At 72.6% G+C, this 14716-nt stretch carries 12 protein-coding genes; 5 read left to right on the top strand and 7 right to left on the bottom strand.

What is annotated here, in order from left to right; translation table 11 throughout:
* Nucleotides 1–48: 48 nt before the first annotated feature.
* Nucleotides 49–1377, bottom strand: coding sequence for a S41 family peptidase (locus WMF36_RS44640; protein ID WP_437576955.1), 1329 nt, complete (start codon nt 1375–1377; stop codon nt 49–51).
* A 381-nt stretch (nt 1378–1758) separates the two neighbouring features.
* Here WMF36_RS44640 and WMF36_RS44635 point away from each other — a divergent pair, with 381 nt between their 5' ends.
* From WMF36_RS44635 to rpsT, 4 genes are all read left to right on the top strand, one after another.
* A complete protein-coding gene (locus tag WMF36_RS44635) occupies nt 1759–2346 on the top strand; it encodes an RNA polymerase sigma factor (RefSeq protein WP_437576954.1) in 588 nt (195 codons plus the stop codon).
* Entirely contained in the window at nt 2343–3896 is a 1554-nt protein-coding gene (locus tag WMF36_RS44630; protein WP_437576953.1) for a hypothetical protein, read from the top strand. The genes WMF36_RS44635 and WMF36_RS44630 overlap by 4 nt, the downstream gene beginning before the upstream one ends.
* A gap of 61 nt (nt 3897–3957) precedes the next feature.
* Nucleotides 3958–4146, top strand: coding sequence for a hypothetical protein (locus WMF36_RS44625; RefSeq protein ID WP_437484031.1), 189 nt, complete (start codon nt 3958–3960; stop codon nt 4144–4146).
* 13 nt (nt 4147–4159) lie between these two features.
* Nucleotides 4160–4444: a 30S ribosomal protein S20 gene (gene rpsT / locus WMF36_RS44620; protein WP_437576952.1), complete on the top strand. Its 285-nt coding sequence runs from the start codon at nt 4160–4162 to the stop codon at nt 4442–4444.
* A 163-nt stretch (nt 4445–4607) separates the two neighbouring features.
* Here rpsT and polA read toward each other — a convergent pair whose 3' ends face one another.
* The 6 genes from polA to WMF36_RS44590 form a co-directional block, all read right to left on the bottom strand.
* Nucleotides 4608–7310 (bottom strand): DNA polymerase I, encoded by a 2703-nt coding sequence (polA, locus tag WMF36_RS44615; protein WP_437576951.1) that lies wholly within the window; start codon nt 7308–7310, stop codon nt 4608–4610.
* A gap of 33 nt (nt 7311–7343) precedes the next feature.
* Entirely contained in the window at nt 7344–8675 is a 1332-nt protein-coding gene (locus tag WMF36_RS44610) for a carboxypeptidase regulatory-like domain-containing protein (RefSeq protein WP_437576950.1), read from the bottom strand.
* 19 nt (nt 8676–8694) lie between these two features.
* A complete protein-coding gene (locus WMF36_RS44605; RefSeq protein WP_437576949.1) occupies nt 8695–8898 on the bottom strand; it encodes a hypothetical protein in 204 nt (67 codons plus the stop codon).
* An 85-nt stretch (nt 8899–8983) separates the two neighbouring features.
* On the bottom strand, nt 8984–10912 hold the full coding sequence (locus WMF36_RS44600) for a S8 family peptidase (protein WP_437576948.1): 1929 nt from the start codon (nt 10910–10912) through the stop codon (nt 8984–8986).
* Between the two features lie 332 nt (nt 10913–11244).
* Nucleotides 11245–12783, bottom strand: a complete 1539-nt coding sequence (locus WMF36_RS44595; RefSeq protein ID WP_437576947.1) for an aminopeptidase P family protein — start codon at nt 12781–12783, stop codon at nt 11245–11247.
* 94 nt (nt 12784–12877) lie between these two features.
* The gene (locus WMF36_RS44590) at nt 12878–13618 is read right to left on the bottom strand and encodes an SDR family oxidoreductase (RefSeq protein ID WP_437576946.1); all 741 of its coding nucleotides are present in this window, start codon (nt 13616–13618) and stop codon (nt 12878–12880) included.
* Between the two features lie 245 nt (nt 13619–13863).
* Between WMF36_RS44590 and WMF36_RS44585 the strand changes: the two genes are divergently transcribed.
* Nucleotides 13864–14694: a hypothetical protein gene (locus WMF36_RS44585; protein WP_437576945.1), complete on the top strand. Its 831-nt coding sequence runs from the start codon at nt 13864–13866 to the stop codon at nt 14692–14694.
* Nucleotides 14695–14716 lie beyond the last annotated feature (22 nt).

The raw sequence follows: 14716 nt of genomic DNA, 5'->3' as shown, positions 1-14716 counted from the left end.
GCGCGACGCGAGGGCGAAAGCGCAGCTCGCCCCGCGCGCGACCTTGCGCTAGCGGCTCGCCGGGATCGCGCGGAGGAGCTGCTGGTAGCCGACGGCGAGCGCGAAATCGCTCCCGCGGGTGGGATCGGCGGGCACGTCGCCCGCGATGCCGCGCGCCGCGGCCTCCGCGCGCTTCTCCACGAGCACGGCCCTCGGCGAGCCGTCACGGATCGACCCCTCGGCGGGGAGGTGACCCTCGAGATCCTGCTCGCGGAGGATGGCGGCCGGGACCTGTTGCTGCGCGCTCTCGATGACGATGTCCGGCCGGATGCCCTGGGCCTGGATCGAGCGCCCCTTCGGCGTGTAGTAGCGCATCGTCGTGAGCCTCACCCCGGCGCCGCCGGGCAGCTCGTAGATGGTCTGCACCGACCCCTTGCCGAAGGTCGTCGCGCCGACGACCGTGGCGCGACCGCTGTCCTGCAGGGCACCCGCGACGAGCTCGGCGGCGCTCGCGGAGTACTCGTTCACCAGCGCGACGACGGGCAGCGAGGCGAACGCGCCGCCGTCGTGCGCCTTCGCCTCGTCGACGACCTGGTTGCGCTGGCGCGTCGAGTAGATCGTCCCCGACGAGAGGAACTCGTCGGCCAGCGCCTCCGCCTCGTGGACGAGACCGCCGGGGTTGTTGCGCATATCGAGGATCACCCCGGCCAGCGGCGTCTTCGATGCGGCGCGCAGCCTCGCCGCAGCGCGGAGCATCTCCTCGTGGGTGCCGTCCTGGAACTGCTTCACGCGGACGTACGCGACGTCCCGATCGAGGCGCTTCGCGGCGATGCTCGTGACGTGGATCTGCTCCCGCGCGAGGTCGAACGTGAGCGGCTCGGCCGCGCCCTGCCGGCGGATCGTGAGCTTCACCCGGGAGCCGGGGGGCCCGCGCATGATCTTGACGAGCTTGTCGAGGCGCTCGCCGCGCACCGGACGGCCGTCGATCGCGATGATCTGGTCGCCGGAGCGGATGCCCGCCCGCGCCGCCGGCGAGCCCTCGATCGGCGCGATCACGGTGATGTGATCGTCCTTGGCATCGACCTCGATGCCGACGCCGCCGAATGTCCCCCCTGTCTCTTCCTGGAACTGGGCGAACTCGGAGGCGTTCATGTACGCGGAGTGCGGGTCGAGCTCCGCGACCATTCCCTTGATGGCGCCGTCGATGATCTTGTTGCGCTGTGCCGGCTCGACGTACTGGTTCTCGACGAGCACGAGCACGCGCGCGAGCTGCTCGAGCGGGGCGTAGGGGCTCTGCGCCTGTGTGCTCGCGCCCGCGAGGTGGGAAGTCGCCGCGCCCCCCGCGAAGGCCGCAGCGATGAGCCCCAGGGTGCGCATCCAGCTCGAGAAGCGTCGCATCCGCCGACCATAGCAGCGGCGCGGGCGGCCGCGGCCAGCGCGCGGCCGCGCTCGGTTCGGCGGCTGCCCCGGCGCCCCGTCGGCCAGGACGCCGCAGCCGTCTCGGGGCGCGCCAGCGCGGGCGTACCGCCCGGCCCGTCGAAGTCGCGCCGCGGTGCCCAAGGTACGGGGCGCATGGTTTGTCCTAAGAGAAGTGTTCGGCTATCTTCGCGCGCCTGAACGTGGAACTTGCCTCCTCATCGTCCAGCTTCGCCTCCGCGAAGCGGGGCTCGCCGCGAGGGGCTTCTCTCGTCGAGACGGTCAGCGGCCGTCGCGAAGAGCTGTCCGCGGCAGCGCTGTCGTCCGTGCGCGGGAGACAATTCTCATCCCGAGGCGGCTAGGATGGCCAAGATCAGCGATCGTGAGCTCGTCGATCAAGCCCGGGGCGGGGATGCCCAGGCGTTCGGGGCGCTGGTGCGTCGACATCAGAAGCGCATCTTCCGGCTGGCGTTCCACCTCGTCCGCTCGGGCGCGGAGGCAGAGGACGTGACCCAGGAAACCTTCGTCCGGGCCTACCAGGCGCTCGATCGGTTCGACGGGCGGAGCGAGCCCTTCACCTGGCTCTACCGGATCGCCGTGAACCTCTCGCTCAACATGATCCGGGCTCGCAAGCCGAGCAGAAACTCGACCCCCGCGGACGATCCGCGGATCGAGGCGCTGCTGCTCGAAACGCGCCCGAGCCACGGCGTCGATCCGGCCGCGACGACCCAGCAGCGCGAGCTCGCGGCCGCGCTCTGCGACGGCATCGATACGCTCTCGGACACGCTGCGGACGACGCTCATCCTCGTGTGCATCGACGGCGTGCCCCACGAGGACGCGTCCAGGATCCTGGGCTGTCCAGAGGGAACAGTTGCCTGGCGCGTCCACGAGGCGCGCCGCAAACTCCGCGTCTACCTCGCGGAGCGCGGTTTCGGAGGGGACGCCGAATGAACGTCACCAGCAAGCTCGACCTCGATCGGATGCTCAACGATTGGCCTGCCCCCGCCGTCGACGAGGCGGCGTGGGAGACGCGGGCAGCTCGCATCGTCGAGGTCGCCCTATCCCGGCGATCGGAGGACACGGCGGCGGTGGCCGACCTCCTCGCAGCCCCGGACCTCGCCGCAGAGCCAGGCGAGGAGCAGACGGGGGACATTCTGCGCGAAGTACGCGCAGCAGGAGAGCGCAGTACCATGGCGGACGGATCAGAAACAGGCAGGGCCTCGAAGGCTGAAGCGCGCCTGTCGGGCGGCAGCGCTTCACGGCCCCCGGAGAAGAAACGTCCGTCGCTGAAGGAGATCGCCGAGCGCGCCAGCCAGGCGCCGGGTCGCATGAGCGGCGTTTCCGGGAGCAACCCGGCGCTCTCGACGCCGCTGCCGTCCGGGCGCGGCCCGCTGTCCACGCCGGTGCCGTCCGGGCGCGGCCCGCTGTCCACGCCGCTGCCGTCCTCGGGACGTGGCTCGATGCCTCCGGGGCGCGGCTCGCTCTCCGGCGCCCTGCGCGCGTCGTCGCCTTCGTTGCGGCCGACCGAAGGGGTGACCGAGGACTCCGGCGTCATCGATCTCAACCGGCTCAGCGCGTCGGTGCCCCCGGAGCAGGTGGAGGCAGCCGAGAGGGCGCAGCCCGGTACGGCCGATCTGCTCGACGAGGACGAGAAGCCGGCCGCGGTCGCGGCGGTGTCGGTGAGGAAGCCGCGCGCCCCGTCCGCGCCCGTTGCCGAGGCTCCTGCGAAGAAGCGGTCCGGCGGGATGATCGCCGGCGCGGCCCTCGCGGCCCTGGGCTTGGCCGCGGCGGTGACGGTCGTGGTGAAGACGAGGGCGCCCTCGCCGCAGGAGACGGCGGCCGATACGGCGGCAGCGCCGCCCGCCGTCCTGGCGCCTGCCGCGCCGCGCGAGGAGCGGCCGGCACAGCCCGCTGCCCCGGTCGCCGCCGCGCCCGCCGCGCCGGTAGAAAACGCGCAGCCCGAGCCGCAGCCCGGGGAAGCGGCGGAGAAGCTGGCCGCGGCGCCCAAGGCGCCAGCAGCACCGGTCGGCGCCGGCGCGGCGGCGCCCGCAGCACCTGCCTCGCCCGCCGCCGCGCCGAAGCCGGAGCAGGGGAAGGTGGCGGCGGCGCCGACAGCGCCTGGCAAGCCGGGGGATCTGCCTTCCGCCATGCAGGCCGCCGTGGGCGAAGGCGAGAAGCAGCCGTCGGTGGTGTCGGAAGCGCCGGTGCCGGCCTCGGGCTCGCTCCGGCAGCAGAACATCCCCGAGCAGCCGTCGCAGGGCTCGGTGCAGGCCGCGCTCGGCTCGGTCATGGGCAACGCGAGGGCGTGCGTGGCGGGCGCGGACGACGTGTCGCGCGCGCAGATCACGTTCTCGTCGGCAGGCCAGGTGAGCAAGGTCAGCGTCAGCGGCTGGGCGGCGGCGAACGGTCAGTCGAGCTGCGTGCAGGCGGCGCTCAAGGGCGCGAACGTCGGCCCGTTCTCGAAGCCGTCGTTCGCGGTGAGCGCCACGATCCGGCCCTAGCCCAGGGAGGCTCAACCTCCCGGTTGACATGAGGGGCCCCGCAGGTAGAATGCGCGCCCCCATGGTTTCCGCGACCCAGCAAACCCAGCGCATCCGTCGACGCAAGGCGCGCACTGCGGGCACCGTCCGCAAGCGCTTCGAACGCGCGCACGGCACCCCCAAGTTCCCGATCCATCCGGCGGGTTACGATCAGAACGCGCCGGACGCCCTGCGCGCTGCCACGCCCACCGAGGCGCAGGCGAAGAAGTAGGAGAGCTTTTCTCATGGCCAATCACGCATCCGCCGAAAAGCGCAACCGCCAGCGCATCACCAGGACCGCGCGCAACCGCGCCATCAAGTCGGAGCTCCGCACGGTCGTCAAGAAGGCGCGCACCGCGCTGAAGGGCGTCTCGCAGGAGTCCACCGCGCCGGTCAACGCCGCGGAGAGCGCGCTCGATCGCGCCGCGTCGAAGGGGGCGATCCCCGCCAAGCGCGCGTCGCGCGTGAAGAGCCGCCTGGCCCTCGCCCTTCACAAGGCGAGCATCACCGCCAAGACCGCCGCGAGCTGAGCAACAACCTCTCCGCACGTACGCCCCGCTCCACCGCAAGGTGAAGCGGGCGTCGTCGTTTTGTCTCCCCTCATCGCCGTGATGCCGCCGGCCGGCCGCCGCGGTGCCGCCGCAGGCCTGGGCATCGCGGCGCACCGTGGCGGCGGCCCAGCGTTCGCGAGCGTCAGTGGGCGTCGGCCCAGGTCGGGCCGTGGCCGATGTCGACGACGAGCGGCACGTCGAGCGGGAAGACCGACTCCATGGCCTCCCGCACCCTGGCCTTCGCCTCGTCCACCGACGCGGCCGGCACCTCGAACGCGAGCTCGTCGTGCACCGTGAGCACCATGCGCGCGCCGGGGACCACGGGGCGCGGGACGCGCACCATCGCGAGCTTCAAGAGATCCGCCGCCGTCCCCTGGATGGGGGTGTTCTGCGCGATGCGCTCGGCCTGGGCGCGCCGCATGCGGTCGCTGCTGCGCAGATCCGGGAGCAATCGGCGCCGGCCGAGCAGCGTGCGCACCGACTCGGAGCGCTTCGCCTCGGCCATCGTCCGCTCCATGAACTCGTGCACGCCGCGGTAGCGCGCAAAGTAGGCGTCGATGAAGCGCGCCGCCTCCGCGCGCGAGATGTCGAGGCGCCTCGCGAGCGCCGACTCGCCCATCCCGTAGATCACGCCGAAGTTGATGGTCTTGCTCCGGCGGCGCATCTCGTCCGTGACCCCCGCCTCGTCCACGCCGAAGATCTCCATCGCGGTGCGCACGTGCACGTCCTGCCCGGTGCGGAACGCGTCGACGAGCACCGGATCCTTCGACAGGTGCGCGAGCACGCGCAGCTCGATCTGGGAGTAGTCGGCGCTCACGATCACGCTCCCCGGCGGCGCGATGAACGCGCGCCGGATCATCCGCCCGAGCTCCGTGCGGATCGGGATGTTCTGCAGGTTCGGATCCTGCGACGAGAGCCGCCCGGTCGCGGCCACGGCCTGGCTCCAGCGCGTGTGGATCCGGCCCGTGCTCGGGTGCACGAGGCGCGGCAGCGTGTCGACATACGTGCCCTTGAGCTTCGCGATGACGCGGTGCTCGAGCACCACGCCGGGGAACGGGTGGTCCTCCGAGAGCGTCTCGAGCACGTCGGCGTCGGTCGAGCGGCCGGTCTTCGTCTTGCGCTGGGAGCGCAGCTTGAGCTCGTCGAACAGCACCGCCTCGAGCTGCTTCGGCGACGCCAGGTTGATGTCGTGCCCCACCATCTCGCGCGCCTTCTGCTCCAGCGCCGCGAGCTCGGTCGTCATCTTCGCGCCGAGCTGCGCGAGCGCCTGCGGGTCGACCAGGACGCCCGTGAGCTCCATCTCTGCCAGCACCGCGGAGAGGGGCAGCTCGATCTGCATGAGCAGATCCTCGAGCCGCTCGGCGCGGAGCCGTGGGCGCAGCCGGTCGGTGAGCGAGAGCGCGACGTCGGCGAACGCCGCCCCGTAGGTCGAGGCCTCGCCGAGCTCGATCTCGTCGAGGGCGCGCTGCGCCTGCCCGCGGCGCTTCGGGACCACCTCGTCGAGGGTCTGCATCTTGGCGCCGAGCTCGCGCTCGGCGAGCTCGTGGAGCTGGTTCTTCCCCTCGGGATCGAGCAGGTAGCTCGCCAGCATCGTGTCGAAGGCGACCCCCAAGAGCCCGATGCGGTGCCGCAGCAGGATCACCTCGCAGTACTTGACGTCGTGGCCCACCTTCGGGAGCTCGGGGTCGGCGAGCAGCGGGCCGAGCACCGCGTCGATGTCGCTCATCGTGAGCTGGGCCGGCGCGCCGAGGTAGCGATGGCCCAGCGGGACGTAGACGGCCTGCCCCGGCTCGCAGGCGAGCGCGATGCCGCAGACATGGGCGCTCATCGGCTCGCGGCTCGTGGCGTGCACGTCGATCGCGAGGCGCCCGGCCGCGCGCGCGGACCTGGCGAAGCCCTCGAGCTCCTCGCGCGTCGCGATGACCCGGTAGGTCGCCGCGCGCGCGGTGGGCTCGGGCGCGCCGACGGCCTTCAGGAAGCGCGAGAAGCCGAGCTCGGTGAAGAGCTCCCTGAGCCTGCCGGTGTCCGCGCCGCCATAGCGCAGCGTCTCCAGATCGAGCGAGACGGGCGCGCTGCCGTCGAGCGTCACGAGCTTCTGCGACAGGAGCGCATCGGCCTCGTGCAGCTTGAGCGACTCGCGGATGCGAGGCTTCTTGACCTCGTCCAGGCGGGCGTAAATCGAGGAGAGCGAGCCGAACTGCGCGAGCAGCTCGGCCGCCGTCTTCAGGCCCACGCCGGGCACGCCGGGCACGTTGTCCGAGCTGTCGCCGACGAGGGCGAGCAGGTCGCGCACCTGCTCCGGCGGCACCCCGAACTTCGCGACGACCTCGGGGTGGCCGTAGACCTTGTCGCGCATCGCGTCCCAGAGCATCACCCGCTCGCCGTCGACGAGCTGCATGAGATCCTTGTCGCTCGACGCGATGACCACGCGCAGCCCCCGCTCCCTGGCGCGCGCGACGGTGACGGCCACGAGATCGTCCGCCTCGAGCCCCTCCTGGATGAAGATCGGGATGCGGTACGCCTCGACGATCTCCCGGCACCGGCTCATCTGCACCCCGAGATCGGGCGGCGGCGGGGGCCGGTGGGCCTTGTAGCGGGGGTCGAGATCGTCGCGGAACGTCTTGCCCGGGGAGTCCATCGCCACGCCGAGGTACGCGGGCTTGCGCTCGTCCACGAGCTTCGAGAGCATCGCGACGGTGCCGTACGTCGCATGAGTCGGTTCGCCGCTCGGGCTCGAGAGCGGGCTGATCGCGTGGTAGGCGCGGAAGACGTAGCCCGAGAGGTCGATCAGGTAGAGGACGTCCGGAGCTCCGGCCGGGGGAAGCGCGGTAGGGCGCATGGACATGGATCGACCCTTAGCACCTCGGCGCGCGGCCGTTCATCGAACCACGACGTCGCGCTGCATTGTCACCTCGAGGACGCGCCCCTCGCGCTCGACGCCGACGGTGACGCGCGTCCCCACCGGGCCGCGGAGGCGCTGGATGCAGTCGGCGAGCGGGAGCTCCCTCGCGTTCTCGCCGTCGATGCGGACGATGACGTCGCCTTGCGCGAGCCCGGCAGACACCGCGGGCCCGCCCTCGATGAGGCCCGCGATCGTGACGCCGCTCGACGAGACCGAGAGCATCGCGCCGATGCCCGTGAGCTCCTCGCGCGATCCGCCGTCGTCCAGCATGCGGACCTCGATGTCGGCGCGCACCGAGCCCGCGCCGCGCGCGTCGAGGCCGGACACGATCTTGGACATGTACTCCTCGTGGCGCACGCGCACCGAGAACGGGCCGCTCGCGGGCACGCCCTGGAGCTCGTAGTCGCCGTTCGCGTCGGTGAGCGAGAGCGAGATCGCGTTCGCGCCGGACGAGGTCACGGAGTCGAGCTCGACCTGGGCCTCGACGACCGGCGCGCGCGACGCGGCGTCGACGACCCTGCCCCTCAGCGTCGCGCCCTGCGGCAGCGCGATCCTCACGCGGTCGGTGGTGCGGCCCGCCTCGACGTCGACGGCCGGGCTCCGCGTCGGCGGGCGGCCGGCCGCGCTCACCGTCAGCACGTAGCGGCCCGGCGCGAGCTCATCCAACCGAAATGCGCCGCCCGGATCGGACACCTTGCGCGCGCGGCCATCGACGCTCCCGCGCGCGCCGGACCCGGCCGGCTGGAACGACTCGATCGCCAGCAGGTACGCCTCGATGGGCCTGCCCGACTGATCCACGACCTCGCCCGCGATCCCCCCCGCGGCGATCAGGTGGAGGACGTTGTCGCGGCCCGCGGCGAGGCGCGTGGGCTCGGCCTCGCCGAACGGAGGCTGCGCCGCGGTCGCGGTGCAGCCGTCGGCCTCGGGCGGCAGCTCGAAGCGCCCCTCGGCGTCAGCGCTCGCCGACACGCCCGGCTCATCGCGGCAGCTGACCATGGCGCCGGCGCTGGGGCGGCCCTCCGAATCGAGGACCACGCCGCGGACCGGCTCAGCGCGCGCGGCCGTCGTCTCGCGCGGCGGTGGCGGCGCCGGCGGCGGCGCCTCGGCCTCGACCTCGCGCGGCTCCGCGAGCTCCGGCTGCGGCGCAGGGAGCAGCGCGGTCGCGGGCTCGCGCCGCGCTGCCATCACGGGGTCGGGGTGCGGCACGAGCAGCCAGAAAAGGAGCGGCGCGACCAGCAGCGCCACGGACAGCAGGGCCGCGGAGAGCCAGGCCCTTCGCTGCGTGCCCGCCGTCCGGCTGTCCAACATGCCGTCCTCCGCCGCCGGTTCAGCGGCCGGCGTCGGCCTGGCCGGCCGAGCCCTCGTCCACGCCTTCGGGGGTCTCGCGCCCGTCGGCCGGCGCGATCGCTGCCTCGTCGGTGGGGCCGAGCGCGGGGCTTTCCGGCTCGGCGGGCCACGGCGTCTCGCTGGAGGAGCCGCCGCACGCCCCGAGGAGCAGCGCAAAAGGTAGGAGCAAGGTGCCGGGCCGCATGGCCGGCATCCTAGCTCGTTTTGCTGGCTAGGTCATAACGGCCGGGCTCCTGGCCCGGCCACGAGCGAGCGCGGTGCGCGCCGGCTCAGCGCGCGGAGAGGTTCGTCCGGGCGATCCAGAGGCAGGCCGCGGCGTTGGCCGCGCACCAGACGACGAGGGCCATCCGGCCAAGGGGGCCGGCGACCTCACCGAGCACGACGACCGACGTGAGGTAGGCCGCCGTACCGACGGCGATGCCCGCGATCACCGGCCGGAGCTTCTTCACGCCGAAGAAGATCGAGGTGAGGCCGAGCGGGATGAGCGCATTGGCGAGCGGCAGCCAGCGGTGGACCGAGGCGCCGATCAGCAGGTCGAGGTCGGCGATCGGCCGGGCCAGCACGTCGACGGCAAGGTCGACGCGCGGCAGGAGCCACGGCGCGAAGAAGAACAGCCCCGGCCCCGCCGCGAGCGCCGGGAGGAGGAAGCTCGCCTGCCACGGGCTCGTGGCGTTCGCCTCCTTCTTGCGGGCGCGGCGGCCGACCCACATCGCGAGCACGAGCAGCGCGAGCAGCCGCACGACGATGTGGCTCTGCGTGACGCGCACGACCGAGCTCGCTGCGTCGAGGATGCCGGCCCCGTAGAGGAGCTTGCCGCTGTCGGAGTCGTCGACGCTGCGCGCGCCTGAGCGGAGCGCGTCCTCGACCGCGCGCGGGTCCGACACGCCGAGGCTCACGAGCAGCGCCGCCGCGCCGGCCACGTGGGGCGCGGCCATCGAGGTGCCGCTGTACACCGGGTAGCCCTCGCACTTGTCGCGCCCGCGGTTGCAGATGGTCTGCTGGGTGACGTTCACCCCGGGCGCCGCGACGTCGACGCCCTGGCCGCGCGAGGAGAACCTCGCGATCTTGTCGTTCGCGTCGGTGGCGCTCACGCCGATGACGCCGTCGGAGGCCCCGGGGTACTGCACGCGCCCGCCGGTGTTGCCGGCCGCCGCGACGACGACCGTGCCGCGCGAGATGGCGTAGTCGATCGCGCTCTGGAGGACCTTGGAGTTGCGCGGCCCGCCGAGGCTCAGGTTGATGACGTGGGCGCCGTGCTCGGCCGCCCACCGGATGCCGTCGGCCACGTCGGCGGTCGTGCCCCAGCCGCTCTCGTTCAGCACCTTGACCGGCATGAGCCGCGCGTGGAACGCGAGCCCCACGGCCCCGAGGCCGTTGTGGGTCGACTGCGCGATCGTGCCCGCCACGTGCGTGCCGTGGCCCTGGTCGTCGTTCGCGTGGATCGTCTTGTTGACGAAGTTCCATCCCTCCACGCACTCGGTCGAGGCCAGGTCGGTGCCCTTGGTGAACGGCCCGTGCGTCTCGCACGCGATGCCGGTGTCGACCACGGCGACGGTGACCCCGCGGCCGGTGGCGAAGTCCCATGCGCGCTCGGCGCCCACGCGCGCCATGTGCCACTGGTCCTTCAGCAGCGGATCGTTCGCGACGAACGAGGCGCGCACCCAGGCGAGCGGCTCGGCCACCTCCACGCGCGGATCGTGTGCGAGCCGCTGCAGAGCCGCGCTCACCGGGCCATCCACGGTGGCGATCTGGATCCGGGTCTCCGAGGCGAGCGCGGTCGGAATGACGCTCAGCGAGAAGTCGCGCGCGAGCGCCGCGAGCGCGCTGTCGTCGAGATCGTCGCGCGCGTCGACGACGATCTGCCCCGGGATGTCGTAGCTTGTCTCGTCGAGCTCGGAGGCCAGGCCGTGCAGCGGCTCGCCCGCGGTCGCGACCGGCTCGCTCAGGAGATCGAAGCCGTTCGAGCGATCGACATCGACGGGCAGCGCGGGGTTGGCGTACCCAGGGAGGCGGGGCTCGAGCATCCCCGGAGAGCGCGCCGCGAGCGCGACCCCGGCGCCCCGGCCGTCCGTTCCGTCGGCCCTGGCCGCGCCGGCTACGGCGACCAGCGCCGCTGCTGCGAGCAACGACGTCGCGAGCGCGCGTCCGCCTGGGTGAATGGCGGTCCCTGACCCACGCTGAAGGCGAGACTTGTGCATAGGGGTCTCCTCCTCGGCAGCGTAGCGCCGCTATCCCCGAGCAGCCATCGCTCTGGCGTCGACGTACCGCGCCGGGCGCCGACGGATCGCGCTCGTCGCGCCCGCATGCCCGCTGCGGAACGCTGCCGCCGTGTCTGCGGCGGTGCAGGCCCCCTCGCGATCGCGGAGTTCCTGGACTCCAGGACATCCCGCCGACAGCCTCCCACACCGCCGCCGTACGCACGCTCTCTGACGAGCCCGATCGCCCGCGCGCTCTGTCGCCAGCGCTCTCCCCCTGCGGCTCCCTGCGTCAGCGGAATCCCCGCCCGTCGCCCTCCGGCCCGCGGCTCACATCACCTCGCCGCCGCCCACAGGCCGGCCATCCACGCTTCCACGTCGCTCACGGTCCGCGGGATATCGATCGACAGGTTCCGATATCCGGTCTCCGTGACGAGGATATCGTCCTCGATGCGCACGCCGATGCCGCGATAGCGGGCCGGGACCGTCTCATCATCGATCTGGAAGTACAGGCCAGGCTCCACCGTGAGCACCATGCCCGGCTTGAGCTTGCCGAACTTGTAGACCTGCTGCCGCGCCTGCGCGCAGTCGTGCACGTCGAGGCCCAGCATGTGGCTCACATTGTGGAGCGAGTACCGGCGGTAGAACTGCTTGTCTTCCTTGAGCGCCTCCTCGGCCGAGACGCTCAGGATGCCGAGCCGCTCGAGCCCCCGGGCGAGCGCCCGCATCGCCGCGCGGTTCGGCTCCATGAAATCGTTGCCCGGCTTCACCTCGTTGATCGCCGCCTCCTGCGCCTCGAGCACGAGCTCGTAGATCTCGCGCTGCTCCGGGGAAAACTTCCCGTTGATCGGCAACGTCCGGGTGATGTCGGCGGTGTAGAGCGCGTTCCCCTCGACGCCGGCGTCGAGCAGAAGGAGCTTGCCCGGCTCGAGCGCGCCGTCGTTCCTCGTCCAGTGCAGGATGCAGGCGTGGTGTCCCGACGCGGCGATGGTCCCGTAACCGACGTCGTTGCCCTCCACCCGGGCGCGCAGGTTGAAGACGCCCTCGAGCTCTCGCTCGCTCCGCCCTCGCGGGAGCGCACGGATGACGTCCTCGAAGCCCCGCTTCGTCGACGCGACGACCGCCTCGAGCTCCTCGACCTCGAGGGCGTCCTTGAGGAGGCGCATCTCCGAGAGCGCCTCGCCGAGCTGCTTGTCGCGATCGTGCCGGGCGAGGAGCTTGTCGACGCGCTCGGACATGCCGCGGAGCACGCGGTGCGGACGCGTCACCGTGCCGACGAGGCCGCTCAGGTACGCGTCCAGCTCGGGGAGCCCGCGGCACTCGTCGACGCCGAAACGCGCGCGGCTCTGCTCGACGCCCAGGCGGGGGCCGACCCACAGCTCTCCCTTCGCGCGATCGGTGAAGAACGTCTTGTCGCTGCGCCCGGGGTTCGGCTCGACGAAGAGGATGTCCCGGTGCCCGCCCCCCTCCTGCGGCTGCAGGACGAGCACGCAGTCAGGCTCGAGGTTGCCCGTCAGATAGAAGAAGTCCGAGCCGGGGCGAAAGCGGTAGTGCGTGTCGTTGGCGCGCACCTTCTCGTGCCCCGTCGAGAGGACGAGCGTCTCCGCCGGGAAGAGCTTCGAGAGGGCGCGGCGGCGGGCAGCGAACACCTCCGCGTGCGCGATCGGCTCGGGGAGCTCGCTGGGAGCCGGCGCCCAGCGGTCCAGCATGAACGCGATCAGGGCCTCCGGCAGCGTCGAGTCGTGGCTGGCCGGCTTGGCCTCGGCACCGGCGACCGCAGCGGCGGGCGCCTCGGCCGGGCCGCTGCCGGTGGGCGCGCTGGGGGCAGGATCTGCCTGGAGAGGGGCGGCGCTGGTCTCGGGCGTGTGGCTCATGGGGCTCAAACTATGGGTCGATCGGGCAGGGTCGTTCAAGCCAAAGCGCGCGCCCGACCCGCCGCGCGGATCGTCCCCTACGGGAGGCGGCGCCTCACGCGACCGAAGCGCCGCCGTCGACCGCGAGGATCTGGCCGGTGATGAAGTCGTTTTCAGCAAGGAACACCACGGCGCGCGCGATGTCTTCGGCCTCGCCGAGGCGCCGGAGCGGGATGCGCTCGCGAAGGCGAGCGAGCGTGGCCTCGTCGTAGGAAGAGGGCGGCAGGACCGTCCCGGGTGCGATGCCGTTGACGCGCACGTCAGGCGAAAGCCCCACCGCGAGGCCGCGGACGAGGTGGGCGAGCGCGGCCTTGGAGACCGAATACGGGATGTAGTTCCTCCACGGGCGCTCGGCGCTCACACAGACGACCGCGACGACGCTTCCGTGGCAGGCGCGGAGCGCAGAAGCGAGCTCGAGCGTGAGCAGGTACGGCGCGGTGGCGTTGAGCGCCATGGCGCGGTCCCAGGCGTCGGCGGAGAGCTCGGCCGGCGGGACCCGCTCGAAGTTCGCCGCATTGTGGACGAGCAGGTCGAGCCGGCCGGACGACCAGTCGAGCACCGCACGGGCCAGCGCGGCGAGCGCCTCGCGATCGTAGAGGTCCGCCTGGAGCGCGACGGCGCGCCGGCCGAGCGCGCGCGCCTCGTCGACGACGGCGTCCGCGCCGGCGCCGCTCGTGGCGTAGTGGACGGCCAGGTCGGCGCCCGCGGCTGCGAGCGCGCGGGCGGTCGCGGCGCCGATGCGGGTACCGGCGCCGGTCACGAGGGCGACACGGCCGGTCAAGGGAACGTGGGGCATGGACGCCGTTTAGCCGATGTGGCGCCGCGCGCGTCGAAGGGACCGCATCGATAGCGGTCAGGGCCGCGAGCGGACGGCCCGAGGGCGAGGGTCACGTCGCGGTCTCTCGAGCTCCGCGTCCATGACGCCCTCCTGACTCGCCCGCCTCGCAGGCTCCTGCGGCTCGGTGCTCCGACGCGCGCGCCCGCTGTCGCCGTTTTTTTCTCCCGCGACGCGCCCCGTGGCACGCTGCGCCGGCTTTGCCGATGCCCCCGACACGCAAGCGCTCCAGGGAGCTGACGTGGCGCCTGTGCGCCCTCACCGCCGCGCTGCTGTGCGCCGCGGGATGCAAGGAGAAGCTCGAGTCCATCGATCTGCCCGGCCTCGACCTGCCCGGCCTCCATGGGCCTGACACCGGCGCTGCCGCCGCGCCGGCGAGCGCCGCCCCGCGAGCCCAGAGCCCCCCGCGCGCTGTCGCCGCCACCAGCGCCGCCCCGCGCGCCGCCGCGGCGGGCGCGCCGTCGCTCGACTGCGACGAGCTGCCGTCGGCGGAGGAGGAGCGGCGCGCGCAGCTGCCGCCCCTGACGGCGCTCGGGAAGGCCGTGCCCGTGGAGCCGTGGACCCCGCCGCCGTACGAGGTGCTGCCGGGCGTGATGCTCCCCGCGAAGATCGCCGCGAAGCTCGAGCAGATCGACCGGGAGTACGCGCGGCGCACGCGCGAGCACCTCGTGATCACGAGCGGGACACGCGACGCGAACCGACAGGCCAGGGCGATGTTCACGAAGCTCAGGCTCGGCGAGGATCTCCTCAAGCTCTACCGGAACAAGGCGGCGATCCTGGAGATCAAGAAGGCGTACAAGGCGCGCTCGGACAAACCGCCGGAGCAGGTGGTCGCCGCCATGGAGGCCGTCATCCAGGACCAGATCGACCGGGGGATCTACGTCTCTGCGCACCTGCGCCGAGGCGCCGTGGACGTGCGCAACAGGACCATGTCGCCGAAGGAGAAGCGCGCGTTCCTCGAGAGCACCGCGGAGGTCGGGGGCGTCCTGGTCATCGAGGAGACGACGCCCGCGCACTACCACCTGCAGATCGACTGACAGGCAGGTTCACGACGAGCAC

The sequence above is a fragment of the Sorangium sp. So ce887 genome (assembly GCF_051521455.1).
Classification (GTDB): Bacteria; Myxococcota_A; Polyangia; order Polyangiales; family Polyangiaceae; genus Sorangium.
The sequence above is the reverse complement of the archived record's forward strand: the minus strand, read 5'-3'. Positions and strand labels throughout refer to the sequence as shown.

Coding starts and splice junctions, on each gene's coding strand:
- polA (WP_437576951.1), bottom strand. CDS start 7,310: ATGTCCATGCGCCCTACCGCGCTTCCCCCGGCCGGAGCTCCGGACGTC.
- WMF36_RS44610 (WP_437576950.1), bottom strand. CDS start 8,675: ATGTTGGACAGCCGGACGGCGGGCACGCAGCGAAGGGCCTGGCTCTCC.
- WMF36_RS44605 (WP_437576949.1), bottom strand. CDS start 8,898: ATGCGGCCCGGCACCTTGCTCCTACCTTTTGCGCTGCTCCTCGGGGCG.
- rpsT (WP_437576952.1), top strand. CDS start 4,160: ATGGCCAATCACGCATCCGCCGAAAAGCGCAACCGCCAGCGCATCACC.
- WMF36_RS44585 (WP_437576945.1), top strand. CDS start 13,864: ATGCCCCCGACACGCAAGCGCTCCAGGGAGCTGACGTGGCGCCTGTGC.
- WMF36_RS44630 (WP_437576953.1), top strand. CDS start 2,343: ATGAACGTCACCAGCAAGCTCGACCTCGATCGGATGCTCAACGATTGG.
- WMF36_RS44600 (WP_437576948.1), bottom strand. CDS start 10,912: ATGCACAAGTCTCGCCTTCAGCGTGGGTCAGGGACCGCCATTCACCCA.
- WMF36_RS44625 (WP_437484031.1), top strand. CDS start 3,958: ATGGTTTCCGCGACCCAGCAAACCCAGCGCATCCGTCGACGCAAGGCG.
- WMF36_RS44640 (WP_437576955.1), bottom strand. CDS start 1,377: ATGCGACGCTTCTCGAGCTGGATGCGCACCCTGGGGCTCATCGCTGCG.
- WMF36_RS44635 (WP_437576954.1), top strand. CDS start 1,759: ATGGCCAAGATCAGCGATCGTGAGCTCGTCGATCAAGCCCGGGGCGGG.
- WMF36_RS44595 (WP_437576947.1), bottom strand. CDS start 12,783: ATGAGCCACACGCCCGAGACCAGCGCCGCCCCTCTCCAGGCAGATCCT.
- WMF36_RS44590 (WP_437576946.1), bottom strand. CDS start 13,618: ATGCCCCACGTTCCCTTGACCGGCCGTGTCGCCCTCGTGACCGGCGCC.